The organism is Photobacterium sp. HL06, from assembly GCF_059552575.1.
Map to the genome: position 1 here is coordinate 243,301 of NZ_JCANWL010000003.1, position 26,277 is coordinate 269,577.

A 26,277-nucleotide genomic window follows, 5' to 3' on the forward strand; every position below is an offset into this window, starting at 1 on the left:
AGCTATATCAATATCAAGCTTTTATCTTAAAGAGAATGCGGGTGGAAATGGGCGCTTACCAATGTGAGGTTCTGCCGTTCTATACGTTGGGTAAATCGCTTCCCTGTAATGTGCTTTTCTGCTGGAAGGTTTGATGAGTAAACTCTGAAGTCATCAGTACAGAAGAAATTGATTGAAAATGGTTTAAGGAGCTTCAATAGAGCCTTAAATGTTTCTTCACTGCGACGTCCAAAAGTATGGGGATGATCCTCTTAAACCTTGGCTCCCAAGCATACCAAAGCCAACGTTGGTTCTTTTTGTTCTGAACAAATGACCATTGCTCATCGACTTCACAGATAAGCTCGATTTCAGCATTATCGAATGGGACTGAAGTTACTTGTCTTGGTTGGAGTTTTTTAGTGTTCTCAGAACGGTATTAAATCCAACTTTAAGTACTCTGGCAGTATCACGTAGCCCAGCGTTGTTCATGGCCATATCTACAATTTGTTTTTTCACACCAGGATGATAGGCATTGTAGGTGTATTCAAGTTGGAATGACGGCCTGTGAATTTAATGGTCATAATGTTGGAAGTGATGAGTGTTGATGGAGATCATAACTTACCACTCCAGCTTGCGACAAAACCAACAAAGGCCAGTGTGATTTCTGATTACGTCATGATGAACGTAAAACCCTTGTGCGGGAAAGATCCGTCTTCATGAATCGTCTATTCAATGTTGAGGTGGTTTACCAGTAATCGTTAAGCCCATTACTGGGTAGTTCTGCATTCTCTGATTGGTTGCAACCCCCCTTTTTCGGCTTTAATGTTCCAACTTGATTGAATTATTTCGAACTCTCATCAAGAACCTCTTCAGCGATTTCATTAATGCATTCTATCTCATCACTTGTTAACTCGAGCTTCTTACCTTTTCGTTTGCTTAATACACCGTTATTTTGGAAAATGAATGTGACTATTGACCGCAACTCATTCGAGCTTAAATCAAGGTCTTCATCAAGACATTTGTATAACTTGTCTGCTAGTTGGAGTGTGTCGATCTCTTTAGGCAGTATGTCAGTTGTGACACGATTGATAATGTTGGTAAGCCAGGCGGTGTACTCTGTAACATCAAGATCTCGAAAGAAGTCCATATTATCAGTTTCTATATACAACTGATGATTTTCAATTATGTACTCAGTAATACTTTCAATTTTTGATGAGATTAGGTTTAAGGTGTCGTAATAGCTACTGATCTCAGTAAGAATGCCATTTGAAACAGGTAAAACCAAACCTTCTGGTAAAATTTTGTTTCTGGCTAACGATTCTTGAATGATGTAGCGAGACAAGCGGCCGTTACCATCCATGAATGGGTGTATATAGACGAACGAAGAACTTAAAATTCCAGCTTGGACAGTTGCAGGTAAATCTGATTCGGATATGCGACCATATATCTCAAACCAACCATCCATCAAATCTTGTACAAATTCTGGACGAGCTGTTGGTAATTCAACACTTGCCTGACTGCCTCCGATCCAATTTTGCTCTAATCGATAGTTTGTTTCAGGTCGACGTTCTTTAATAATGGCTTGCATAGCCACTAAATTATCTTTCGTAAGAGATGACTTACCTGCTCGCAACAACGCTTCATTAAATCGAATAAACTTACTTTTGGAGAATGACTCTTTTTCAATCTCGCCTGAGGCTCGCGTCTCTCGAGAAACAAGGTATCGAGAGGCTCGAGCTATGGTTTCTGCATCCCATGTGTTAATTACTGCATTCGTTTTTTCAATCAGTAACTCTGGAGTTGTCGCGATTAGCTCCGGAGTTTTACGAACGATCACAGTGTAGTTACTTGTACCTATGATGTTGTTTTTAAGGCGATGACGAGTGCTGTTAACAGAAGGGCAAGTGTAGTATTCGTCGTCATTTAAAATTTCAACATATGGAACAGGTTTACAGTCTTCCAAATTAAGTTGTTGACCAGATAACCACTCACATAAGAACCAAATGATACGGAGCCATTTCGAGGTGGGCTTTTCGTTAACAGCTTGCTCTACGCTCTTCCTGAAGTCATCAATGTTGCTCAATGCTCGAAAGTAGGTAGTTGAGACTCCTTCTTTCTTAAGTGCAAAAAACGCATGTAAAGCTGGAGACTCATCTTTAGGTCTTTCAACTTTGAAGTTTTGCAATACGGTATTGTGAGTTATGCGAATATCTGCACCGCGTGTTCCTATCAACCCGCCGGTGTACGATTTCAGATGTAGCTCTACAACAGCTAACTTATAGTGTTCGCGCAACCACTCATAACCAATCGGATTCTCTTTCATCGCACCGCCCTAGCAGATTTCATTATATTTTCTGAAATTATACTAATTTCTAGTACTTCAAACAGTCAAAACATTAATTTTATACCCACGAATATAGTAAAACATAACTTAACATTAGTGAATTTAGTGTTTTTGATAGTAATATAGTGTTTTGCTTCCTCTAGGAGGAGCTCGATAGTGGTGGCTGGTCGGTTCAGACATCTGATCTGCTCCAGCAAGACTGGACACGCGATTAAGCGACATTTTGTTGTTCAAAGTTAACAGGACTTAAATACCCAAGAGCACTGTGCCTTCTCATACGATTATAATCAACCTCGATATATTCAAAGAGCGCTTGACGCATTGCATCCCTCGTCATGATCGACTCATATTGGGTAGCTTCAACTTTCATTGGGTGGAAGAAGCTTTCAACACAAGCGTTGTCCCAGCAATTTCCTTTCCGACTCATACTTTGCTGTAACTTATAGGCTGTTATGAGTTTTCGGTAATCCTTTGAGAAATATTGGCTACCTCGGTCACTGTGAATAATGACATCCTCTGGGAACCTGCGACGGAATAAGGCCATCGACAGAGCATCACAAACCAGAGTCGCTGTCATCCGCTTTCCCATCGACCAGCCAATCACTTGTCGCGATGCAGGTGATATCACCCGCCCACTTCTGGTTCGGAGCGCTAGCAGTAAAGTCCTGAGCCAGCAAATTAGGGGCAACAGACATTTTATGGTTGCTGTCCGTTGTGCACTTTAATTTACGGGCAGCTTTTGCTACCAAGATCTGCCGCTTCATACTTGCATAGAGTTGTCTTGCAGCGGCAGCAACACCAACATTCTCGGCCAACTTCAGGGTTTCCGCTTTAAATTCAGGGGAATGGATAATACGTTTTTTCTTGTTTATCATGGTTCACCTCACTAGTGATTTTACTCACTTAACTCGGTGTCCAAAACTGCTGATGCGGATCACTTTAGTGTTGCAACAAAGCCTTGACAATCTTATGTTTAATTCACACCCTGATTAGAAAGCGCTTTCAAGGTGTTAAAATATAATGAAAGATTTAATTTTATCAGTGATTTTCACGTCTGCAACCTTCCTGGTATCAATGCTGGTTCATGCTAATACTGCCGGACCGGCTGATTATCAGCATTTTGCCATTTCTGACCGCTACAGAGATACTAACCAAGTCGAGGCTGTATCCAACATAGGTTCAGTTAGTCAATATGGCCCAACCGGAAAAAATGAAACCTTGTGGTCAATTTCATCCCGTTATCGCCCTAATCAATCGGTCTCTGTTTATCAGGTTATCGGTGCAATTCATCGAGCTAACACACGAGCGTTTGAGAATAATAATATTCATGGCTTGATCCCGGGAAGCCAGCTGAGAATGCCGACCATGGCACAAATTCAGCGAGAAAACATTACGAGTGTTAAGCGTCGTTTGGAGATCGATCAACGTCGTCAGACCCGTCGGAGTCCCGTACCCTCACTGCTATCTCCAAAGGTTTCAGTGAATCAGTCACCCCCAAAGTTAGCGAAAACGAAATCTCCGATTGTTGTAACTCCGTTAGTAAAACCAAAGAAATCGAATGAAGAAACAGTCACACCAGTTGAGAGGACGGCTATTTCAGATGAGGTTACAGCGACACCAAAGGGAATTATTCCGGCTAATCCGTTGAAATTAATTCCAACAGAGTCATTATTGCAACCAGATGCGTATGACATTCAGGTGGCGAAGTTACTGGAAAGCAATCACTTGCTACGGGGTCGTTTGGCAAAAATACGACATGAGATAACCACACTAAAAGGTCATATTGCCGATGATAAAGAGTTACAAGGTAAAATCATTGGTTTCCTTGAACAGCAAAAAAAACGGCAGCAACAACCTGTGATTGAAAAGCCATCCTGGGTTGATAGTGTGATCGCTAACCCATCGATTTTAGCGGCATTAGTACTAATTTCCGGAGCCATTACATTTTCTAGGTTTAGCCGTAAGAAAAAAGAAGCTGGTTGGGATGAAACCCCGGATCTGACACTGAGTAAAGATAACGACATTGACGATTTATTTACCAGTGATGATAGCTCCTTGTTTTGTGATGCGGAAGATAGTTTATTTGCTTCGAGTTTAGGAATGAAAATAGGGTACGCAGCAAATGGTGCCCACGGTCTGGTTCTCTCATCTAATGAGGCTAGCAGTGCTTTTGATGATGAAGTGTCAGAGCTAAATGTTGCAACAGAGCTCGATAATGAACTAAGCCGTATGGTAGGTAATAACAAAGACATAGATGCTCTGGTGATTAATAAAAAAAATACTAATTTGCTCGACGATATTCTTGAAGAACGCCATGTAGTAAGATGTGCAGTTCTAAATAGTACAAAGAACAACCTAGAAACTGTAGTTGACGAAAAAGAAAGCAGCGCCAATGAAATGGATATTGATTATCCCTTGCAAGAGGATCCTGCGGCAACCTTCGACACTATTATCAGTGAAACACTAGAAACTCAACATTATGATGAGTTGACACAGCAACCATTAAATTCAGAACAAAAAGCACAAAATACAGAATCTATAGGCGTCGATGAACCTGATGTGCAATCAGTGGCCCCCCCCCCTGAGCTTGGCTTTATGTCTGAAGAGAAAAAGAGTATCGATTTTCTGGTTGCTGATGTTGATAGCTCGCTTGATGAGCCTGAGAGTGATGATATTCAGGATTTAGAGCACAATGTTGATGAACTGCTTGAAACCGTAAACAATCCGGCCTTCGATAAGCCCGTTATAGATCTTGTCATAGAAAAAACGACTGAGCCTGAAGTGTTAAATGTACCGAAATTTGAGTTTACACCCATCGATCCAGCAACCTTGCCAGAGTTCAGTGAAGATGAAGCGCTGCAAGCTTCCTTTAAAGAACAACATAAGCTGGAACAGTATGTGCTTGAACAAGGGCTGAAAGAACAGTACTCCGTCCAACCGCAAGTAGCTCAACCACAGCCAGTGCCAGCTGACATGTTCGATGAAACCCTAGTGGAGTTTGCGGGGCTGGACATGGTGACTTTGTTGACTGAACCTAACTCAATGTTTGAAACTAAAACGCAAGTATCGGAACCTGATGTTAAAGAGGGCTTACGTCTGCCCGATGAGCAAGGTTTAAACTTAAGTGAACGTGAATATTTATTGCTTGAAGAGCCTATCGATTATAATGACAAGATGGATGCCAATATTGTTATATCAGAAGAAGATCGCGCGATTTGGGCTGACTCTATACCTGAACCGGAACTTAAACGTGAAAATTGGTCTGAACAACCGTATATGCAGGTTGAAGATGTCAATGTATTTGATCCTGAAATATTACTGGAAGAAGCTGACGAATTGTATTTACTGCTCGATGAAGGTGCCAGTAAAATTCTGAGTTCTAATGTAATAAACCATCCCACTCCATAACGTACGGCTTTGTTGCAACACTAAAGCTACCTGATATTTTGATACGGTTAGGCGCCCCGGTAGCTATTGGGCATCCTGGGATTTGTCGCAAAGTTAGGCTGAAGTGTATACATACTTATTTCCTGACGTAATTAAGCTGCAAGCGCATAGAATTCATCCCAGACAGTTAAACCATCAGGGTTGTTTGTTTGGGATCAGTTTTACGCACTAGCAGTCTAATTGTATCTGAAAATCAATGTATTTGTACTTCAACATAACTCTGCGACGCACCCCCCCTATTTAGTGATTGATAAAAGGGTTGGCCCTTAGTCGTTTGACCGCCAGATCGATAAAGGTTCGGATCTTGGCATTGGCCTGTCGTCCTTCCTGGTGGATAATATTGACCGGTAGCGGTTTGGTTTCGTAGTCCTGTAAGATACGCATTAATGACCCGTCCTGAAATTCTTCACTAGCCTGGTAGGACAGCAGACATGTAATACCCAACCCGCCCTTGGCAGCACAAATGGCAGCACCGTTCTGATTGCAATACAGGCGCGGAGAAACCTTAACGGTCAATTTGCCGTTTGGTGATCTAAATCGCCAAGTTGTCGAGGGCTCAACCGTGGAGGCCAAAATGATTTTATGATTAGCAAGTTCAGATGGAGATTTCGGTGTACCGTATTTGTCGAAATAATCGGGTGAACCACAGACGACCCGTCGAATGCTGCCGACCTGGGTTGCAAATAGACTCGAATCTTTCAAGTGGCCGATGCGTATGGCGACGTCCAATCCTTCATCGAGCAGGTTCCCCACCCGATCGTAAAATATTGCCTTCACATTCACGGATGGGTTTTGCTGCAGATATTCATCCATGATGGGCATAATGTACTTTTGTCCAAACAGTACCGGTGCGGTCACAGATAAAACCCCTTTGGGCTCGGTGTAGATGCCTGCAGCTGTCGCCTCAGCCTGCTCGACCTCTTCCAGGATTCGTTTAGCATCGCCATAGTAGCGTGCACCGGAGTCAGTCAGGCGAACGCGACGGGTGGTCCGGTTGAAAAGGCGAACACCCAGTGTGTGTTCGAGCTGAGCTATCGAGCGGGTCACCGTGGGCGCTGACAAATTGAGCTTGTGGCCGGCTTCCACAAAGCTCTGGCATTCTGCCGCTTCTATGAAAACTCGCATCGTTTCTAGTTTATCCATTCTTTTCCTACCAGCATTGCCAGCTCCATTATTACTATCTTTTAATTGATTATTCCGAAAATTACCAATCATATATTTGGTTCTGTCACAAGCAGTAGTAATAAGTTATGCTCACCGTCACAACTTACCATTTATCGTACAATAGATATTGATTTTCAGGCCGATACTTTCCTTCTAAGGGGAGGCAAATAATCAGATAAGGCCGAACTACCCAGATGGGCTCAATGATTACCAGTAAACAACCTCAACATGGAACAAACTGTTTACGTAGGCTGATCTTTCGGATTTGTCGCAAAGTAATGCAGGAGTACAAGCGTACTGATTTCAGGATACAATTAGGCTGTAAGTGCGTAGAATTCATTCCAATCCGATAAACCATCAGGGTTGTCGAGCTGTTTATGTTTAATCATCAATCACAGCTCCACGCCAGCGAGTATGGCTTGGGCTCCTTCCTTCGATTTCCACCCCAGGCACCGATGCATTTTGCCTTTCACTCTGCGGCGGCTTTCTTCGACATGCTCGATGCTCCAGTAAGGAAGCGTATTTGATGACCCACCGATTGATGGTTGAGCGATCAACATGGATACTTCGCTCTGCCATGATCTCTTCGATTTCACGATAGCTAAGTTTATAAGCAAGGTAGTAGCGAGCGGACATGTTAATGACTTCTGATGGAAAATGTCGGGCTGAAAAATGGATGGTTATAATGCTAGAGGCTAAGGAATCCCCACAAAACTCCTTTACTGTTCAATAAGTAGACACGCACCCTGCCTTCTGATCTAATGGATTCACCACAAAAACAAATGAATGAAAACAAGATGCGTAATATTAAAATACTACACGAGTCGCTTGATAATCAGTGCTCTAACATTCATAAAAAGCGACTTAAATGCGGTACAGGCACTACTTAAGGAAGACGCATTGACGCTTACCTCGCTTGGCCGAACGCTCCTTTCAAAGGCAAAAACTAAGCATTGTATTAAGCGCATTGACCGTTTATTAGGTAACACCCACTTACACCGTGACAGGCTCGATATTTATCGGTGGCACTACCATCAAATATGCTCCGTTAACCCACAGCCCATTGTACTTGTTGACTGGGCCGATGTCCGTGAATATGAACGCATCATGGTACTCAGAGCATCGGTGGCAGTGGACGGTCGTTCGGTGGCACTCTATGAGCAAACATTCGCTTTCAGTGAGTACAACTCACCTCGAAGTCACCAACAATTTCTCGATAACTTTAAAGCCGTTTTACCTTCTCACGTCTTACCTATCTTAGTTACCGATACCGGTTTTCGTAATACCTGGTTTCGACAGATTGAAGCTATGGAATGGTGCTATATTGGACGGGTTCGAGGAAATGTTAATTTCTTAGATAGAAAACAATGGACTCACATTAAATCATTGTTTAATACGGCAACCTCTAAACCTAAATACATCGGCTATACACAATTAGCCAAACGGAAGCCTCTCTCTTGCCACTTACACCTTTATAAAAAGAATACATCCAAAAAGCGACATGACCGTCCCAAGGGACGTAAGCATTTTAGTGCGCAAGCTGTCCATAAAAAGTCAGAAAGTGAGCCCTGGATCTTGGCAACAAACATTCCAACTAAGATCTTCTCACCACGTTGTATTGTACGGCTATATACCAAACGTATGCAGATTGAAGAAACCTTCCGTGACTTGAAGAGCCCTCAATACGGCTTTGGCTTACGCCAAAGCTGTACTCATGACCCTAAGCGACTCGACATACTCTTAGTCATTGGTCTACTGACATTCTTAATTTATTGGTGGTTCGGTATTGCTGCTGAACACAATGGTTGGCACCGGCACTTCCAGGCAAATACAATAAAAAAGCACCGCGTTCTATCCTTTGTCAGACTTGAAAAAGAGGTATTTCGTAGGCTGGAATATCACATCAGTGAATCAACAATACGCTGGGCACAACAAGAGCTCATCATGATGGCAAGGAGGAGTTATCGTGCATAGATTTTGTGGGGATCCTCCAGAGCTAGAGGTAATGAGTGTTGAGAAAATCATAACTAAGCCCCCCGAGTTTACGACACAATCTAAAAATCACACCTCACAACTCAAGTTTTCTACAAAAATATCCTTTATAAGTAAAACGCGGGCAGCGTTAACTGCGCCGCGCATGTCTACATATCCCAATAATTAGATTGCTTTTTCGACTTTTACTGCAATGTCAACGGGAACCCATGATTTCCAAAGTTGAGGATAGGCATCTAAGAAGTAATACATAGTCTCTTCAGCATCCGCTTGATTGTCTTCCATCCATGCGAGCAACTCACTCATTTGCTGGTTGGTATAGCCACGTCTTTGAAAGTAAGTGAAGGCCTGAGGCTCGTTTTGGGCAAAAGACTCAGTGGTGACGGTGTGCACAGGAGAAGGTGGATACATGGTTACCTTAGGTGAATCACAATCGGGCTGAGTGGTGCAATTGCGAAATTCATCGATATCAGAATCACTGCCAAAATCAACCTTAACCATTTCATATTTACCCAGTACCGGTGTTGGAGACCAGTAGTAGCCAAACCAAGCATCTTTGCGCTCATAGGCTTTGGAAATGCTCGCTGCCAGCGATGCGCCAGAACCTGGGTCAATTACTTCAAAACCATGCAATTTAAGCTGCATTGCATCAAAAAGATGTCCTGCTGTGATTTGACACATCCAGCCAGCGGGACAGCTATAAAAGGCAGATACTTCATCATCTTCAGGGTGTTCAAACAATTTGACGTGTTTGATAACCCCTTCGATCGTGGCCATTTCGGGATATTGCTCAACCAGGTAAGCAGGAACCCAGAACCCTTCTTCCCCACCATCGATCAGTGATTTACCCCCAATACGAATACGCTTGTCTGTCACACCTTTGTTTAAGGCTTCCTTAATGCCATTATCCCATAGTTCTGGGGCAACATCAGGCTGTCCTTTTTCGATCATTGAGGTGACGGTTGGCATACTAACACCTGGTATCAATTCCGCATCACACTCGTACCCATAGTTGAGAATGAATTGGTCAATATGAGCGATTAAACTGGCCGAGTTCCAGTTCATATCTGCAATGGTAAATTCTCCGCATTCGTTAGCACTCGAATGCGCGGAAAAAGCAGACAACAGTAAAACAGAAGGTATGGAAGGTGTCATTTTCATGTGACTTGTTTCCCTTGTTGTGGTTTGAAAGTTCATGGTATCCGTCTAGCTTTGAGACACTTGTTTAGCAAGAATATCTATGTATGCAAATTTGTAATGACTGGAAAATAGAGAGGTGTCCAGTTATGAGTCCTTGGTAAATACGCAGGACAAGGCAATACCCTTGTCAGGCAACTATGGTTTGAGATTACAACGTACTAAAATCACACTTGCGCAACATATAAGTACATATTTTTGCATGTTGCATGTGTGCCTGGTAATTGAACAATAGGTTGAAAGATTTCATCAATGGTATTTATTGGGTGCGAGTTTCATTTTTGCCTCATCAAAGGTAGCAATGTACTTTTGCTTTACATTAAACTTCAACCGGATTTGTCGCTAAGTAATGCAGAAGTACAAACGTACTGATCCCCGGGTACAATTAGGCTGCAAGCGCGTAGAATTCATCCCAATCAGATAAACCATCAGCGTTGTTGAGTTGTTCATTTTTAATTATCGACCACAACTCCACGCCAGCGATTTTAGCTTGGGCTCCTTTTTCCGATTTTCACCCAGGCACTGATACATATTGCTTTTCACTCTGCGGTGGCTTTGCCCGACAATATTGTTCAGATACTTAATTGAAAGGGCTTCGATTTCACGATAACTAACTCTATAAACAAGGTAGTATCGAACGGACAGGAGAATGATTTCTGATGGAAAATGTTGGGCTGAAAAATGGATGGTCATAGTGCTAAAGGTAATGAGTGCTGAAAAAGTCATCACTCAGCACCCGAGTTTGCGACACAATTAGAAAAAGCTCTGTAATCATAAAGCATTGAGTAATTTTGCGGCCAAATCCTTTTTTATCTCTCATTATCCACCAAGAAAGAAGACTGAACACTCAGTACTTTAGCCAGTGTTGAGCGGGATAATCGACCTTCGACATCACCGTCAGCGTTAAGCACTGCGAGTGGGTGTTCGCTATCAAGCGTTTCAGAAATAACCGCTTCAAGTAACGCATCGCTTTGAACCGCTGGTACGTTTTCTATTAAAGAAGGAACAATGGCTTTGCTATAATTCGTTTTTTCGATATTTTCCAGGGTTTTCAGGGTAATAACTCCCTGATAACCGTCATCGTTGATGTAGTAGCCGTAATTGTTTTGAGCTTCTCTCATTGCTGTTGCCGCTTCACCAATGGTCTCTGATGAAATGCGGAATACTTGAGGTTTCATTACTGTTTCCACCTTCAACACACGGGCTCGGTTGACATCTTTAACGAAAGATTCAACATAGTCATCTGCTGGATTGAGCAATATATCAACAGGTTCTCCCTGCTGAACCAATACGCCGTCACGTAAGATGGCAATTCTGTTACCTAGTCGTAAAGCTTCATCTAAATCATGAGTGATAAAAATAATGGTTTTTTGTAATTTATCCTGCAGCCTTATCAATTGATCCTGCATTTCTCTACGGTTCAGAGGATCCAGTGCGGAAAAAGCTTCATCCATTAACAAAATGTCAGCATCAGTACACAAGGCCCTAGCCAGTCCGACACGTTGCTGTTGCCCACCAGACAGTTGAGATGGATATTGCTTCTCGTAACCATCAAGGCCAACTGTCTCTAACCAGTGACACGCCCGCTTTTCACGTTCTTGAGTACTGATCCCTTGAACTTGCAAACCATAGCCAATGTTTTGTATTACTGTTCGGTGAGGCATCAAACCAAAATGCTGAAAAACCATTGACATTTTATGGCGACGAAAGTCCTGCAACCTTTTTGGATTGAGACGTATAACATCGGTTCCGTCAACTTCAATCACTCCTTCGGTAGGGTCAATGAGTCGGTTAAAGTGACGAATGAGTGTTGATTTACCCGAGCCAGACAAACCCATTATTACAAATATTTCACCCGGATAAATATCAATACTAATATTACTTAAACCCACAGTGTGGTTGGTTTCAGCAAGGATCTCATCTTTCGATTTACCGGTTTTAACCTGTTCAAGTACCTTTCTGGCATTGGGACCAAACACCTTGTACAAATTTTTCACTTGGATCAATGGCTTCTTTTTTCGTTTGTTAGCCATTATCTCGGCCTCCAAGATGCTGCAGAGTACGCTTCGCATAGCCTTGTGAAATTCGGTCAAAAATAATTGCCAGGGAGACAATTGCTAGACCATTGAGTAATCCTAAAGTGAAATATTGATTAGTAATCGACTTTAATACAGGTTGACCTAAACCTTTTACACCAATCATTGACGCAATCACCACCATCGCCAGTGCCATCATAATAGTCTGGTTTATGCCAGCCATAATATTTGGCATTGCTAACGGGATCTGAACACCGAAAAGTCGTTGCACCGGGCTGGCTCCATAGGCGGTAGCTGCTTCTAGCACTTCTTTATCAACTAGCCGGATCCCGAGATTAGTAAGGCGAATAGCAGGTGGGATCGCATAAATAACCACGGCAATCACCCCAGCTATTTTACCAATGCCTAATAACATCACGACGGGAATAAGGTATACAAACGCCGGCATAGTTTGCATCACATCCAACATTGGAGTCACAATTGATTGCACCCAATTTGAACGGGCCATCGCAATCCCTATCGGCACCCCCAATCCAATTGCACCCATAGTTGAAACCAGAATAATACTCATGGTTCGCATAGTATCATCCCACATGCCGAACACTCCAATCAGCGTAAATGTAATAACAACACCGGCTGTTAACTTCCATGAACGAGTGGCAATGTAAGCAAGTGCTGCCAGCACGCCGAGTACCAGCCACCAGGGTGTACCCAATAATAGTTTTTCAAACCAGATAAGAAATGAAAGTAACGGTTCAAAAAACGCTTCAATGTTGTCTCCGAATTCACGAGAGAAACTTCGGTATGCACCATCAAGTGTTTTTCGAATTTCTAATAACTGGTGACGATCAAGCTGTGGAATTTCCATTAACCATGATTGATCTGACATAACAATTTTCTATCCTAATAATGCAAAAAACGTACAATTGTTGGACATTAAATAGGTTTACAGTTCAGATAACGCCTTCTTCATTTTCTGAACGGTTTCAAGGGTAACCCATTTCAATCAAGCCACTTCATTCTTAATCAGAAACTCCTTCGTTGCTATTTCACCATCGGCCTGATTATCTTCCATCCAGGCTAGCAAACCATCCATCTGACAATTAGTAAAAGAGTATGTAGAAAGATGAGCAAGTGCTTCAGGTTTAGGGTTTGAATTAATTTCAATGCGGGCCATCGTCGCTTTCTAATAACAGTTCAGAAAAACATGGGACCGAACGATCATTCGGCCCCACCTACTATTCTGGTTTGTATTGGATGCGCTGTCCGCAGCTCCGAAATCCTTTTAAATAACGACGGAGCCCACCAGATCTTTTACGCCTTTACAGTCATTCGTTTGACGGCATCATCGGTCCACCAAACAGCATTGGCAACCATGCGGAAGTTGATAATCGCAGCCTGGTAACCATCCCCTTCGGGAACCTTGGCACCGGCAGTCGCGTCGCGGACGACAGCAACTTCATAGCCAAGCTCGAGTAGCTCATAAAGATGCGCCTGGGTACATAGGTTTGCCGACATGCCGGCCAGGATCACCTTGTCAATACCACGCTTTCTGAGCTGCAGGTTGAGATCGTTTTGGGCCGGGCTATAGACCTTGTGTGGGGAACAAACGACGGTCTTGCCATCGTTGATGTACTTCTTGTACTGCGGCATCCAGTCGGCGCCGGAGCCTTCGAAGCCTTCGAGCGTCAGGGCGCCAGGACGGTCGAACATACCAATGTTATGCATGGTTTTTTCTAGCACCCCCTCAAACTTCCATTGGTGATCGTGCGGGTAGTAATAGTGTGGTGATATGAAGACCGGAAGGTCCGCCGCTTTGGCGGCCTTAAACAATCGTTCAATATTATCAACAGTACCCTGTTCGGTTACACTTTCACCGACAACACCCCAGGTCACCCCTTTTTCCGACAGAAAATCAATCTGCGGGTCGGTGACGACAAGTGCAGTACGGTCGAAATCGATTTCCATGTCCAGCTGGGGAAGGCCTGGTTTTTTCGGATCTGCATACTTATTTTTGGCGTCATCAGTTGCAGCGGTGGCTTGCGATGCAAATGTGGCACCGGCAACACCAACGGCGGCCACTGCACCGGACGTTTTCAGCAACCGTCGGCGCGCCTGGTCAACTTGTTCCTTCGTTACGCAACAACCATCTTTATGCTCTTGATCGGACATAGGTTCTTCCTTCTATAACATGAACTATCTCGAATAGTGTAAATTAAGAACGAGAGGCTTTTGATGGATACAGCAGCTTCCAAGACCTCTCACTCATAGATGTTATGTTAATCATCATCAGAAATAATAGGTCAAATTAGAAAAAGACAATTACAGTTATTGAAACAATACCAAAGGTAATGACCGCCGGTACTACCTAATCAGTAGTTCTTTATATGGTATTTTGCGGGCAGTGTTCCACGGCTTGTTGCGACTTTGTTGAAGCGCGCAAATAATGCTCAATTATGGTATTGCTTCCGAATTCCGTTATCATGGCCATCCTATTGAAATTGGTTGGCCTGATAACAAATGCCTTACAAACACAACGACCCCAAACGCCATCATTTTAAGAAGCATACCTATCGGCTGACCAACCATTCTGACTACAACCAGGCCCTCAAAAACCGGGGGGCGAATTGATGTCTGGCTGACCGATGACATCCTAGATAACTGGCAGGATGAAGAGCGGATCCACGATGGTGCAGGCTCGACGGTAAAATATCCTGACAGCACGATTGAAGCCTGCCACTATCTAAGAATGGTGTTTCAGTTGCCCCTGCGACAAGCGCAGGGGTTCATCGAGAATCTGCTAGAAATGTTAGGTATGACGCATCTCCAATGCCCGGATTATACCTTGCAGTCAAAGCGGCTCAGTCAGCTTGGTTTTTCAACGCCACGATTTAAAAAAGGTGCTAAACCCGATACTGACGTCGTGGCTATCGCTATTGATTCCACGGGGCTGAAACGGTTTGGTAAGGATGAATGGCATCAGGAGAAACATAAGGTTAATGCTAAACGGAGCTGGAGAAAGGCGCATTTTGCTGTCGATAGCCGCCACCTGATTCAGAGCGCCGTATTAACCGACAAAAAGTAAGCGTCGAATTAAACCCACATTCCCACATCACTAGATCTCGTTCATAGTTTTCTCAACAACAAAGGAGGAACTATGAACCAACCTGAAAAACGACAATATTGGACGAGCGTCATTGAAAAACAAACAGCAAGCGGACTTTCTATTCCTGCTTTTTGCAAGGTGAACGACCTTAGCTATCCGACTTTTCATTACTGGCTGAAGAAGCTAACAGAACAAAACGACGAATCGCAACACGCGCACACCATTGTGATTAATGATGATATAGGCACTGATACTGTCGCTTTGCATTTCCCTAATGGTATTAAGGCGGAGCTGCCTGCGAACCTAACCCAGACACAAATCAAAACCTGGTTGCAGGTACTGCAATGATCCCCAGCGGCGCTATTTATCTCGTCTCGGGCGTTACAGATATGCGCAAGTCTATCGATGGCCTCTCAATCATTGTCGCTGATGTACTGGAAATGGATCCGCTCAGTGAAGCCTGGTTCATTTTCTGTAATCGTGGTCGTGACAAACTCAAAATCTTATTCTGGGATACCAACGGGTTCTGGCTCTACTATCGTCGCTTGGAAAAGGGGCGATTTAAATGGCCAAAACCGAATTACGCTGGCCATATTCAACTCTCCCGACAGCAACTTAACTGGTTGTTATCAGGCTTAACCATTGAAAACCCCAAGGCACACCAACCGATAATCGGCAAACAAGTGAGGTGATCGTCACTGATCGCCTCATTGCTGTTGAGTGATCTTTTAAAGCTGGCATTCTATCGTCATCAACTGAAATAAGTGTGACGAAAAATGACTGAACTTCCTGATGATGTAGAACAACTGAAAGCCATGTTGCTACAGCTTCAGCAAGAAAAACAAGCGCAGGCTGAAGAAATCATTGAGCTAAAAAGCACCGTTCAACTGCTCACGGAACAACTCAACCTTAGCAAATCCAAACGCTTTGCATCTCAAAGTGAGAAGTACCCCAAAGGCACCTTCAATGAGGCGGAGCAACAAAACAACCCAGCTCCCAAGCACCACAAAAAGGGCAGAAAACCCCTGCCGGATACACTAGAGCGAGAAACGCGCGTTCATACCCTGAATGCACCGCACTGTGACTGTTGCGGTGGTGCTATGCATGAAAGTGGTAGCGAGACTTCAGAAGAGCTGAAAATCATTCCACAGAAAGTCAGTGTGATCAGTCATCAGCGGACAAAATATGCCTGTCGAACATGTGAGAAAACAGCGTTACAAAGCCAGATAATCACCGCGCCTAAACCCGCCAGTATGATACCGAGAAGTATCGCTAGCCCGGAAACCCTGGCCGCAGTGGCAACCGCCAAATATGTGGATGCACTGCCACTCTATCGTCAGGTCGATATTCTTAAACGTGCCGATATCGATATTAGCCGAGGAACACTCGCTAACTGGTGCGTACAGCTCGGTGCCAAAGTGAATGTGTTGGTCGATGCGATGAAACAGCATCTCCTGGATGAATCACTTGTCTGCGCCGACGAAACCACCGTACAGGTACTTGATGAGCCAGATCGAGCAGCGACAAGCAAATCGTATATGTGGGTTTATCGCAGTGGCGAGTTCGCATCAAATCCAGTGGTTATCTATGACTACCAACCGAGTCGAGCTCAAACTTGTCCAAAAGGCTTTCTTGGTGATTACTCTGGCTACTTATTATGTGATGGCTATAAAGCTTACGAAGGGCTAAAGCAAGTCACCTTGGCAGGCTGTATGGCCCATGCCAGACGCAAGTTCACAGATGCCCAAAAGGCACAACCGAAAGGGAAATCAGGGCGTGCTGAAAAAGCCCTAGGGTACATCGGCAAACTGTACGGCGTGGAGAGTCAGAGCAAAACACAGGGCGCAGATAAGCGTCATCAACATAGACAAGAAAAGGCCAAACCGATATTGGCTGAGTTCCATACTTGGCTGAAAGAGAGCCAAGAAAAAGTGCTACCAAAAAGTCTGATAGGCAAAGCCATCAACTACACGCTTAACCAATGGGATAAGCTGACCACTTACCTTGAAGATGGCAATATTAGCATCGACAACAATGTGACAGAGCGAGATATCAGGCCGTTCACCACTGGCCGGAAAAACTGGTTGTTCTCAAAATCAGTTGCTGGCGCAGAGGCGAGTGCGAATTTATATAGCATCGTGATGACATGCAGAGCCAACGACATCAATCCTTACTACTACTTCTTGCAGCTGTTCCGAGTACTGCCAACGAGAGTACCTGGCGCAGACCTATCAGATCTACTGCCGTGGAATGTTGACTTTAGCGAGGCCGAATAAGGCCTCACTGGTTAACTGCGCGCTTACGACAAAAACACCATGGATGATCAGGTTGTCGACGCTATTTGCGACCAGATCACAGAACGTGTCACCCATATCACGGCCGATAAGATGTATGATACCAATGCGGTGTTTCAAACGATTGAGGACCACTTCCCGGACGCCGATATCGTGATCCCGCCCAAAGACAATACCTTTGCCGATGAGGTACATCACCCTAAGCGGATGAGCAACCTGGTTGCGTTCTTTGCCCTGGGAGATCTCGGGTGGCAGAAGCAACGTCAGTACGGACGGCGGAATGTCTCAGAAACAGCGATGCTGCGTTATAAAAAAATCATCGGAAACAAGTTACACAGTAGAGATTTTAAAAATCAGCGCCAGGAAATGTTAATCGGTTGTTCCATTCTAAATCGCTTCACTCACCTCGGTATGCCCAATAGCGACCGGGCCGCCTAACCGTATCAAAAGACCACGTGGGTTTAGTATTGCTAATCAATGCCACAGGTCGGTGAGCAAATCAACTTTGTCCTGGCTCTGCTGAGTACAAATTGAAGTAATATTTTTATTACAAAATTCACTATAAGCCAACTGAAAGTAACAGCCATTAAACTGACTCTTGATCACCAGCTGACGGAGCCTTTTAAATCTGGCTTCCACTTTTTGTATTAAAGACAGTTTTTTGTCATTCACTATTTCAGCCAGTGAATCGGTGTATGTATTGGCATAATGGTTAAGTGTTTCAGATATCAAGTGCTCTTTTGACTTGAAATATCGATAAATTGTCGCTTTAGACATTCCTGTTGCTACAGTAATTTCATCCATACTGGTACCCTGGTAACCATTTCTAATGCAGTGCTCCGCTGTCAACTCGATAGTTTTTAGCTTCTTATCCTGTTTTTTGTTCATACGTCATCCTCCGACATTCAACGCCCAAATATAAACTAAACGGTTTTGTTTCAAAAATGTTGACATGCGATTTCTTTGGGTTATGATTGAACCATATCATGCCACTGAATTACGTAAGCAAGCATTGGGTGAGTCTGTACGTAATAATGTTGAGATACTCGTACAACGGGATCGTGACGAGCCAGTATCAACGCTGCGTGCCACAGAGTTACGCTTAATAGCCTTTAAAGATAGTTCCTTTGATTTGGCTCGATTAGGTCAAACGGGTGGTTATGATTTTTCTCAACATTCTTCAATTTATGATGCGAATGACTGCTACCGCAATCACCGCTGATCTTCAAAAGGCGGGCTTTAAGGTCTAATAATCAGAAAATAGATTCGTAAACACAAGGAGCGAAAATGTCGAAAGGGATATTGAAACGCAAACCTACCCCTAATGAGCAAATGCGCCTTTACTTGGAGGCTAAAGAGTATGCATTTAGTCATAGTAATAAAATCTATGCAGCAGCTGTTGAATACCTTCAAGGTATTAGGTGGTTACGCTCTGACAGCGTTGACGAAATTGCAGTTAATGTTTATGAAAGATGGAACTATCTGCATAAAAACAACTTTGTTAATTGAACGTAATGTTCGTAAACCGAATATAAGGAAGGTCGTCCCAGGCCTTTTTGACTTCTTTTGTTACACGGTCATGTTTGTTCGTGGAAAATTTAACGTAACAGGCACTTAATTAACGCACTGAGTGTATTAATTAGTCGTGAAGATACATTTTCTGTGGTCAGAAGCTTCAGCAATGATGATTAATGGAAACGTTGGTGTAACCAAACCAAGTGAGAATATTATTTTTCTTCTGATAGCAGTAATAAGGCACTTTCAACTATGATTAACACTAAAAAGGACATTATGATAGCATATGAATATGTGTATTTTTGAGAAAAGAGAGCGTACCTTCTAACCATGGCTAATAATTATAAAATGAGTAAAAAACAAAAGTTTGAGCTTCAACGATTGGCCAGAGAAATATCAAATCGCACTAGAGTAAAATACCCACTTATTTACCATGGACTTTTCGGCAGTTGAATTCCGGCGTTTTTCAAGGTAGTTGTCGTCTAATCATGTCTAAGAAGCTTGTTCCAACTGCTCGTTTGTATCTGGTTTCTCTGGGTTAAGCATGACCGGCTCAGCAGGTTCGTATTTCCTTATTTCACTTAACCACGGCTATGTTGAAGCGCTCATATAGTGCTCAATTATTCCATTAACACTGAGTTCAGTTATCATGGCTAACCTATTATACAGGTTGGCTATTTAACACATGCCTTACAAACACAATGACGCCAAACGGCATCATTTTAAGAAGCATACCTACGCATTAAATAACTATAGTGAGTACAATCTGGATCTCAGACAACGTGGCCGGTTCGACATTTGGATATCCGAAGATATATTGAATAACTGGCAACATGACGATCGCGTTTATGACGGTACCTGCTCTTCCGTTAAGTATCCTGACAGCATCATCGAAGCCTGCCATTACATCCAATTGGTGTATAAACTTCCTCTACGACAAGCTCAGGGGTTGATTGAAAATCTACTGATGAAGCTCGGCGTGGACAACCTTCAATGCCCTGATTATACGTTATTATCAAAGCGGCTGAAGCACTTCAATCTCACGGCACCACGCTTTAGAAAATATGATAAATAAGACGACAACATTGCAGCGATAGCAATTGTTCCAACGGGACTCAAGCCGTTCGGTATGGATGAGTGGCACCAGGAAATACATAAGGTTAATGCAAAACGCAGCTGGCGAAAGGTGCACTGATCTACCCCAACAAGATTGGACATCAAGTTAAGCGACATTCTTCTGTTCAAATACCGTTTGCCGCATCATTTCTTTGGTCATAATCGGTTCGTATTGGATAGCTTCAACTTTTAGCGAGCGGAAGAAGCTTTCTACACAAGTATCCCAGCAATTTCCTTTTCGACTCATGCTTTGTTCTAAATTATGAGAGTTGATTATCTCGCGGTAACTTTTTGAGCAGTATTGGCTGCCACGATCACTGTGAACGATGACCTCTTTTGACAGTCCACGACGGAACAGTACCATCTTCAACGCATCTCCGACTAAGTTTGCTGTCATACGGTTATCCATCGACCAGCCGACTACCTGTCGAGAGTACAAGTCAATAATTACAGCAAGATAAAGCCAGTCCTCACTTATCATCAAGTAGGTGATATTGCCAGCCCACTTCTGATTCGGTGCATCAGCAGTAAAATCTTGTTCCAGAAGGTTAGGCGCAACGGGTAAGGAATGCTTACTATCTGTTGTGACCTTAAATTTACGTGCAGCTTTTGCAACTAGGCTCTGCCCTTTCATGCTGTCTGATATCGTCTTTAAGTTGTTCTTGTTCCCTTGCTCTGCGAGTTCTACCTGGATACGTCTTGCACCGTCAGTGAGCTTACGGGAAGGTAGCTTGATTTAGAGGTATGGGCGGTTCCAGCCGGAACCTGTTGATCAGATATGAGATTGGTAGTTCCAGGGGAGGAAGCGTTCGGGGGCGGCCCTGGCTTCGCTTTGCAGCCGCTGCAATGTATTAAAGTAATCCAGCACATTGATGCCTGCTTCGGCTGAAGTCGCTATCATCGACATCACTACATCAGCAATGCTCGCTCCTACCTGCGTCTTGTGGAACATGGCATTTTTACGGTTTCGCGCAACCAGTTTAAGCGCCTGCTCCGCCCGGTTATTGTCCAACTGTGCGCCTTCAATACGGCAGAACGCCATCAGCCCTTCATAGTGCTTATTGAAGTAACTAACCGCTTTACCAAGACCGCTGTTTTCTTCCTCGTTACCATTTGCCAGCTCAGCCTCACCCCAGTCACGGATCTGCTTCATCATCGGAAGTGAGTGTTTTTCATGCCTGGCTAGTCTCTGTTCTGCGTTCAGTCTAAGCTTTCTGGCTTCATCATCGTACCGCCAGATTTCCCCGTACCACTTTAATACCAGCTCCACTTCCTCCGGGAACTGGTTCAGAATTTCTGCGAACTGGCGTCGGCCATGACTATTACACAAGCAGTGCTGCACCTCATACCCAAGTGACGGACGATTACTGGATAACACATCACTCATCAGCAACGGAGGCGGATGACAGGATCCTCGTTGACTCAGGGTTTCATCAATAAACTCTCCGGCATGCCCGATATTAGTTTGATACAGCATGATATTGTGGCCATCAGCCAGGCTGGCAACCAGGGCCTGAGCTGTAGACACCGCTTCGCAGGCGGTGCTTATCGCTGTTACGCTGGGGCTTTTCAACCGGAACTAGGTCTAAAATCCGGTTACCAGTGTCATCCAGATAATAGTGCACAGCGTTAGCCGCATTTTGTGCCAACACTTTGTAGACCGGTTGCAGACTATTGGCAACCAGCTCTGTCTGGTCGAATACGGTGGAGGCTGTCAGCTTTACTCCCATCAATGCCTGGATACTCTCCTGGCGATAGTAAGGAGCGCCGGCAAAAAACTTGTGCAGTGCCATCAGGCTACGGGCACTGTAGCCATACTTCTGCCCCGGCTCACCATCCTCAAGCACCTCTGAAGGCAGCTTGGCAGTGAAGTACTGGCCACAAGCGTTGCAGCGCAACCGCTCCATGACATGTTGCTCTGGCACGAACGGACTTTGGCCGGAGATCCGCAGCATGGTTGCAGACTCATACTTATATAGCTTACCTTGCTGACATTCGGGGCAGAGGTCACCTTTACTCAGACCATCCAGCTCCTCGCCGTCGATATCGGTAAACTCTTGAGTCATCTCATTTCCTGTAGAGTGACTTGTTGATGCGTTCATTATTCCAGCTCCACATGACCGGTCAAATTGATCGTGAGGATCGATAACCCGATTAAGAAGAGTGTGCACATGGTCATAGTCTTTGCCATCCAGACCGACCCGTCAGCAGGGTTTTGAGTTGCTTAGCGGCCAAAGGAGAAACCACATCCTGATGATGACGAGCGACCTTTGGACAGGCGCTTACTCATTAGCCAGAAGCCGGAGCCGTCGTAACAAAGCGCTCTCAGCATAGTTCGACGGCGGTTGGTAAACACAAACAAGGTTCCGTTACGTGGCTCCTGTTTTAGCTGCTGACGACACAAGGCGGTAAATCCATCAATGCCACAACGGAAATCAGCTGGTTTAGTGGCAAGCAGAATTTTGGTATCAGCGGTCAGGTGGATCATGGCCGCACTCCGGCTTCCTGTATCAAGACCCGCAGTAAGTCTGGGCACATATTCCCACAAATACGGATTTGACTTGAATTGGGCAAGATCAGCTGCAGGTTCAGGCCTGGCTTGTGTTGTAAATCAGGCTCAACCTGCAATGGTATAAAGTCTGGTGTGGTGGCCTGTTCGACTGGAAATTGCTTGCGCCAAGTATTGAGTTGAGAGGTACAGATCCGTAATGCCTTGGTGATCTGACCGATTCGATAATCCTCAAGTAGCTTAACAGCCTGCTGGCGTAGTTTATCAGGGATGTTGACGTGTTTACAGGTGCGGGTTTGTCGCCAGTTCTCGAAAGAGGAGTTGACTTGGTTCAGCTTTTCCTGGTTCTGCATAGTGCTCTTCCTCATATTGGGTATGCACTAAGTAAACCAGAGTAGTTTGGTTAAGTTGAGCTATGCTGCCGTAAGCTCACCACCGTCACGACCTTTGCTAGCATCGAACGCCTTTTTGACCGTTATGTCACGCAGCGTACGTGCTTTATCCCGTCGACTAATTTCTTGACGATGCTTTAACCAATAGTAAAACCCACTACGCGATGCAGCAAGAATCATGGCCATTCTCATTACGTAGAACTGCTCAAGGTGCACTTGCATGAACTCAAAGCTCGCTATTTTAGATGCTTTGCGAAGTAGATGGCGGCTATTTTAACTAATTCAAACACCTCCACTTGCTCGGCGAGGAGGCGCTTCAGACGAGCGTTTTTGGCTGCAAGATCAGCCTCGCGTTCACTGGCGGAGTCCTTCCTTGCGTTCTTACGCCAGCCGTATATTTGGGATGCATGTAGATTGGGTTATCGTGCTGCCTCTGAAACCGATGTTCTTCCAGCAAGCTTAAGCGCCTGATCTTTAAACTCTTCGGTATGCTTGATACGTGTTTTAGTGTTTGTCATTGTTTACCCCGTTAAGTGATTTTACTCGCTTAACGAGGTGTCTAAAACTGCTGGTTCAGATTATACTGCGTTTTTGGTGCCGATGTGACACTTCTTACTGGCAAAATGGCTGGACTTTTAAAAGTGAGATAAATAAACGGCAGTAAAAAAACATAAAGTAGGGTGAGGCGTTGCCGCCTCATCCCTCTTACAGAACCGTACGTACGGACCTCGTATACGGCTCATGCACGTTTCCATTCAGCGTAATTGCTGAACACATACCCTGTCCTTACATGTTCAAGATTCACCAGACCAAGATCGTTGAACCATTGGTTCGGCATAGCATAGCTGGCTAACGGGCTGGCTGAACTTCTCCAACATGCCATCCGGATGTGGCTGAACGGAGGTTTATACCCCAGCTGTTTCAGCCTCCTATGGAGCCTTTTCGGCTTCTTCCAGAGTTTGAGTTGAAGACTTCGCAGCCTCCTTCGCAGCCAAGCGGCTATTCTTCTGAACTCCCTGCTGGCATTCGCTATCCTGAAGTACTGGCTATAGCCCCTCACTACCGGATTCAGCTCTTTGATGACTCTACACAGAGGTTTCCCTCCGTTGCGTTTTGTCAGCTTTTTGAGCTTTTCTTTGAACTTTTGCACTTTCTTGGCCTGGAGTCGGGTGTATTGACTCCCTATTTCCACACCCAAGAACTTCACCCCTTCGTCACTGTGAGCGATATGGGATTTGCTCTGGTTCACCGTTAGTTTCAGATCTTTTTCCAGTATCTTAGTTGCCTGCCTGAGCGCATTTTCCGCTCCTGACCGGCTTCGACAGAGGATCAGGATGTCATCCGCATAGCGCACTATCCGGTGGCCACGCCTTCTCATTTCCTGATCGAACGCATCCAGATAGATATTCGCTATCAAGGGGCTGATCACGCCGCCTTGTGGGCTCCCTATCTCTGTCTCATGCCAATGCCCATTCTCCATTACCCCACTTTTCAGGAACTGTTTTATCAGTTCCAGCACACTGCTATCTGTGACCCGTTTTCGTATGCTTGTCAGGATGAGCTCGTGGTCGAGCTTATCGAAGCACTTGGACAAGTCCATATCGACGACATGTTGCAGGCCGTACCTGCGGATGAACATGGTCGCTTTGTTGATAGCGTCGTGACAACTTCTCTGAGGTCGGTATCCAAAACTTGATGGATGGAACTGCTCTTCGAAGATGGGGGTTAATAGGTCATTCAGGGTTTGTTGGACTACTCTGTCCCGAACACTCGGGACGCCCAGCAGTCTGACTCCACCATCGTCTTTCGGGATTTCTACCCTCTTGACTGGCTGAGGCCGGTATTGACGGGTTTTCAGTTCGAGAAGGAGTTGGTCAAGGTTATTACTCAGATTTAAGGCGAAGTCGCTCAGGCTCTGCATATCTGTTCCTGCCGCGCCTTTTGCTTTCTTCACCTTTTTAAATCCATTGTACAGTCGCTCTTTGCTGAGCAGGTGACCATACAGACTGTAATAAACTCTCAACTTTTCCCCTTGGGTCGTGTGCTGTGTGGGGACAGTATGCTTCGTTTTCATGTCGGTCTGTTTCATCAGGTGTTGTAGCGTTCTAGCTCAGCGGCAATCTACTACTGTAAGCCTGATTACTCCCTTGTACGGTTTCACAACTCAGTGCCCTGTTCCCAATTTACCAAATGGGAATACCCCGGTAGCTAGCCGGCTTGTGTACCATGAAAAAAAAACATCTGTTCATCACAGACTTAAAATGTACTTCCTCCCTTCGCAACGCAGTGCGCTTTTGGCAACGCTGCGTTCCACCAGACATGATGCTGATGGTCAGCCTGGTTTTGTCCTCCACACCATTACTGGGCTTCACTGGCCGGGCTTTACTCACTACTACGGATTCATCTGCCACCTCACACCAACATCATTCTTGAATCACTTCTTGAGATGATGCTTCCAAGTTACCTTGGACTTGGTGCCAGGCTTCCCCAGTTATTGCACTGGCTCCCTGTAAGGTATTCCACCCTCAAGCACACCATTAGTCTGACTAAGTATCGGGCTTCGCGATATTTTGCACGCTTACCCACCAACAGTGCCGAAACAGGTTACGGTTAGTTGTGTACACCTTACTTCCTATGGCTTCCTTCAGACCCTGCTGTTGGCCAGCAGCGCCCTTGCCATTCGGATTATCTTCCCCTTAGTCGGGGCGATTCAGGTTTCTTTCAACCTGACGGGTTTGCCAGCTTTGCTGGGCAAACAAAGAAAAGGCCATCGTTTAGATGGCCCTTTCCATATCTTATCGGGACAAATTTGACCTTTATTCCTAGCCCAAAATGTTAATTTTTTTAGTGGCTATGTGAAAGGAAAATATTACGTGATACAACCTTTTCGCCCATATCAATGGCCTCAACTTTTACACTACGGCTTGCGTTGAGTGACAGTGGAATGAAAACACGACCACGTTTATCTGTAGAAAATGATACCCCATTGAGCTGTGGTACATTTTTAACCTTAATATCGAGGCCTGACACAGGGCGTGAGAGCTCGGTCGCTTTAACATACACTCCATTTGCCGAGTCGATCAATTTTAGTTGAACGCCAGCCATTGTAGGCAAAGAAGCAACAAGAAGCAGTGTGGATAGAGCAATAGTCTTAATCATCATGGAGATATCCTTTTTCGCGCCAAC

Annotated in this window: 24 protein-coding genes and 6 pseudogenes; 11 read left to right on the forward strand and 19 right to left on the reverse strand. The window is 44.6% G+C overall.

Going from position 1 to position 26,277, the window contains the following annotated elements:
* Nucleotides 1-53 precede the first annotated feature (53 nt).
* Nucleotides 54-537, reverse strand: a pseudogene (locus AC51G0_RS30970) (IS1 family transposase); the annotation flags it as partial.
* An 86-nt stretch (nt 538-623) separates the two neighbouring features.
* On the opposite strand from AC51G0_RS30970, the pseudogene AC51G0_RS30975 reads away from it, so the two are divergent.
* Nucleotides 624-734: pseudogene (locus tag AC51G0_RS30975) on the forward strand (IS6 family transposase); the annotation flags it as partial.
* An 86-nt stretch (nt 735-820) separates the two neighbouring features.
* On the opposite strand, the gene AC51G0_RS30980 reads toward AC51G0_RS30975, so the two are convergent.
* Together AC51G0_RS30980 and AC51G0_RS30985 are read right to left on the reverse strand one after the other, a co-directional pair.
* The gene (locus AC51G0_RS30980) at nt 821-2,302 is read right to left on the reverse strand and encodes a Fic family protein (RefSeq protein WP_496304328.1); all 1,482 of its coding nucleotides are present in this window, start codon (nt 2,300-2,302) and stop codon (nt 821-823) included.
* A 232-nt stretch (nt 2,303-2,534) separates the two neighbouring features.
* Nucleotides 2,535-3,141, reverse strand: a pseudogene (locus AC51G0_RS30985) (IS3 family transposase); the annotation flags it as partial.
* Nucleotides 3,142-3,343: 202 nt separating this feature from the next.
* On the opposite strand from AC51G0_RS30985, the gene AC51G0_RS30990 reads away from it, so the two are divergent.
* A complete protein-coding gene (locus tag AC51G0_RS30990; protein WP_496304329.1) occupies nt 3,344-5,731 on the forward strand; it encodes a FimV/HubP family polar landmark protein in 2,388 nt (795 codons plus the stop codon).
* A 279-nt stretch (nt 5,732-6,010) separates the two neighbouring features.
* On the opposite strand, the gene AC51G0_RS30995 is transcribed toward AC51G0_RS30990, so the two are convergent.
* Both AC51G0_RS30995 and AC51G0_RS31000 read right to left on the reverse strand, forming a co-directional pair.
* Complete coding sequence (locus AC51G0_RS30995) at nt 6,011-6,913, reverse strand: LysR family transcriptional regulator (RefSeq protein ID WP_496304330.1); 903 nt, start codon at nt 6,911-6,913, stop codon at nt 6,011-6,013.
* Nucleotides 6,914-7,434: 521 nt separating this feature from the next.
* Nucleotides 7,435-7,570: pseudogene (locus AC51G0_RS31000) on the reverse strand (IS6 family transposase); the annotation flags it as partial.
* Nucleotides 7,571-7,731: 161 nt separating this feature from the next.
* On the opposite strand from AC51G0_RS31000, the pseudogene AC51G0_RS31005 reads away from it, so the two are divergent.
* A pseudogene (locus AC51G0_RS31005) lies at nt 7,732-8,908 on the forward strand (IS4 family transposase).
* A 183-nt stretch (nt 8,909-9,091) separates the two neighbouring features.
* Here the strand turns inward: AC51G0_RS31005 and AC51G0_RS31010 are convergent.
* From AC51G0_RS31010 to AC51G0_RS31030, 5 genes are all read right to left on the reverse strand, one after another.
* The gene (locus tag AC51G0_RS31010; RefSeq protein WP_496304331.1) at nt 9,092-10,087 is read right to left on the reverse strand and encodes an ABC transporter substrate-binding protein; all 996 of its coding nucleotides are present in this window, start codon (nt 10,085-10,087) and stop codon (nt 9,092-9,094) included.
* A gap of 845 nt (nt 10,088-10,932) precedes the next feature.
* Nucleotides 10,933-12,156 (reverse strand): quaternary amine ABC transporter ATP-binding protein, encoded by a 1,224-nt coding sequence (locus tag AC51G0_RS31015; protein ID WP_496304332.1) that lies wholly within the window; start codon nt 12,154-12,156, stop codon nt 10,933-10,935.
* The gene (locus AC51G0_RS31020; protein WP_496304333.1) at nt 12,149-13,048 is read right to left on the reverse strand and encodes an ABC transporter permease; all 900 of its coding nucleotides are present in this window, start codon (nt 13,046-13,048) and stop codon (nt 12,149-12,151) included. Before AC51G0_RS31020 ends, AC51G0_RS31015 begins: the two co-directional genes overlap by 8 nt.
* A gap of 117 nt (nt 13,049-13,165) precedes the next feature.
* The gene (locus tag AC51G0_RS31025; RefSeq protein ID WP_496304334.1) at nt 13,166-13,336 is read right to left on the reverse strand and encodes a hypothetical protein; all 171 of its coding nucleotides are present in this window, start codon (nt 13,334-13,336) and stop codon (nt 13,166-13,168) included.
* A gap of 137 nt (nt 13,337-13,473) precedes the next feature.
* Entirely contained in the window at nt 13,474-14,331 is an 858-nt protein-coding gene (locus AC51G0_RS31030) for a cysteine hydrolase family protein (RefSeq protein ID WP_496304335.1), read from the reverse strand.
* A 508-nt stretch (nt 14,332-14,839) separates the two neighbouring features.
* On the opposite strand from AC51G0_RS31030, the gene AC51G0_RS31035 reads away from it, so the two are divergent.
* The 5 genes from AC51G0_RS31035 (at nt 14,840) to AC51G0_RS31055 (ending at nt 17,997) form a co-directional block, all read left to right on the forward strand.
* Nucleotides 14,840-15,244: a transposase gene (locus AC51G0_RS31035; RefSeq protein WP_496304459.1), complete on the forward strand. Its 405-nt coding sequence runs from the start codon at nt 14,840-14,842 to the stop codon at nt 15,242-15,244.
* A gap of 72 nt (nt 15,245-15,316) precedes the next feature.
* Entirely contained in the window at nt 15,317-15,613 is a 297-nt protein-coding gene (tnpA, locus tag AC51G0_RS31040) for an IS66 family insertion sequence element accessory protein TnpA (RefSeq protein ID WP_496301046.1), read from the forward strand.
* Complete coding sequence (gene tnpB, locus AC51G0_RS31045) at nt 15,610-15,957, forward strand: IS66 family insertion sequence element accessory protein TnpB (RefSeq protein WP_128786309.1); 348 nt, start codon at nt 15,610-15,612, stop codon at nt 15,955-15,957. The genes tnpA and tnpB (AC51G0_RS31045) overlap by 4 nt, the downstream gene beginning before the upstream one ends.
* Nucleotides 15,958-16,041: 84 nt before the next feature.
* On the forward strand, nt 16,042-17,541 hold the full coding sequence (tnpC, locus tag AC51G0_RS31050) for an IS66 family transposase (protein WP_496301045.1): 1,500 nt from the start codon (nt 16,042-16,044) through the stop codon (nt 17,539-17,541).
* Nucleotides 17,542-17,580: 39 nt separating this feature from the next.
* Nucleotides 17,581-17,997: a transposase gene (locus tag AC51G0_RS31055; RefSeq protein ID WP_496304336.1), complete on the forward strand. Its 417-nt coding sequence runs from the start codon at nt 17,581-17,583 to the stop codon at nt 17,995-17,997.
* Between the two features lie 36 nt (nt 17,998-18,033).
* On the opposite strand, the gene AC51G0_RS31060 is transcribed toward AC51G0_RS31055, so the two are convergent.
* Nucleotides 18,034-18,447, reverse strand: a complete 414-nt coding sequence (locus AC51G0_RS31060) for a TetR/AcrR family transcriptional regulator (RefSeq protein WP_496304337.1) — start codon at nt 18,445-18,447, stop codon at nt 18,034-18,036.
* 82 nt (nt 18,448-18,529) lie between these two features.
* On the opposite strand from AC51G0_RS31060, the gene AC51G0_RS31065 reads away from it, so the two are divergent.
* The 3 genes from AC51G0_RS31065 (at nt 18,530) to AC51G0_RS31075 (ending at nt 20,149) form a co-directional block, all read left to right on the forward strand.
* Nucleotides 18,530-18,781 (forward strand): hypothetical protein, encoded by a 252-nt coding sequence (locus AC51G0_RS31065; protein WP_496304338.1) that lies wholly within the window; start codon nt 18,530-18,532, stop codon nt 18,779-18,781.
* A gap of 65 nt (nt 18,782-18,846) precedes the next feature.
* Nucleotides 18,847-19,068: a hypothetical protein gene (locus tag AC51G0_RS31070; RefSeq protein WP_496304339.1), complete on the forward strand. Its 222-nt coding sequence runs from the start codon at nt 18,847-18,849 to the stop codon at nt 19,066-19,068.
* Nucleotides 19,069-19,759: 691 nt separating this feature from the next.
* Nucleotides 19,760-20,149: a transposase gene (locus AC51G0_RS31075; RefSeq protein WP_496304340.1), complete on the forward strand. Its 390-nt coding sequence runs from the start codon at nt 19,760-19,762 to the stop codon at nt 20,147-20,149.
* Nucleotides 20,150-20,314: 165 nt separating this feature from the next.
* Here the strand turns inward: AC51G0_RS31075 and AC51G0_RS31080 are convergent.
* From AC51G0_RS31080 to AC51G0_RS31115, 8 genes and pseudogenes are all read right to left on the reverse strand, one after another.
* Nucleotides 20,315-20,908: pseudogene (locus tag AC51G0_RS31080) on the reverse strand (IS3 family transposase); the annotation flags it as partial.
* A 54-nt stretch (nt 20,909-20,962) separates the two neighbouring features.
* Nucleotides 20,963-21,718, reverse strand: coding sequence for an IS66 family transposase (locus AC51G0_RS31085; protein ID WP_496304341.1), 756 nt, complete (start codon nt 21,716-21,718; stop codon nt 20,963-20,965).
* Entirely contained in the window at nt 21,681-22,292 is a 612-nt protein-coding gene (locus AC51G0_RS31090; protein ID WP_496304342.1) for an IS66 family transposase, read from the reverse strand. The genes AC51G0_RS31085 and AC51G0_RS31090 overlap by 38 nt, the downstream gene beginning before the upstream one ends.
* A gap of 122 nt (nt 22,293-22,414) precedes the next feature.
* Entirely contained in the window at nt 22,415-22,678 is a 264-nt protein-coding gene (tnpB, locus tag AC51G0_RS31095; protein ID WP_496304343.1) for an IS66 family insertion sequence element accessory protein TnpB, read from the reverse strand.
* Complete coding sequence (locus AC51G0_RS31100; RefSeq protein WP_496304344.1) at nt 22,675-23,052, reverse strand: hypothetical protein; 378 nt, start codon at nt 23,050-23,052, stop codon at nt 22,675-22,677. Before AC51G0_RS31100 ends, tnpB (AC51G0_RS31095) begins: the two co-directional genes overlap by 4 nt.
* 60 nt (nt 23,053-23,112) lie before the next feature.
* Nucleotides 23,113-23,313 (reverse strand): hypothetical protein, encoded by a 201-nt coding sequence (locus AC51G0_RS31105; protein WP_496304345.1) that lies wholly within the window; start codon nt 23,311-23,313, stop codon nt 23,113-23,115.
* Nucleotides 23,314-23,830: 517 nt separating this feature from the next.
* Nucleotides 23,831-25,114, reverse strand: coding sequence for a group II intron reverse transcriptase/maturase (ltrA, locus tag AC51G0_RS31110; RefSeq protein WP_496304460.1), 1,284 nt, complete (start codon nt 25,112-25,114; stop codon nt 23,831-23,833).
* Between the two features lie 821 nt (nt 25,115-25,935).
* Nucleotides 25,936-26,253 (reverse strand): hypothetical protein, encoded by a 318-nt coding sequence (locus tag AC51G0_RS31115; protein WP_496304346.1) that lies wholly within the window; start codon nt 26,251-26,253, stop codon nt 25,936-25,938.
* Between the last annotated feature and the right edge of the window lie 24 nt (nt 26,254-26,277).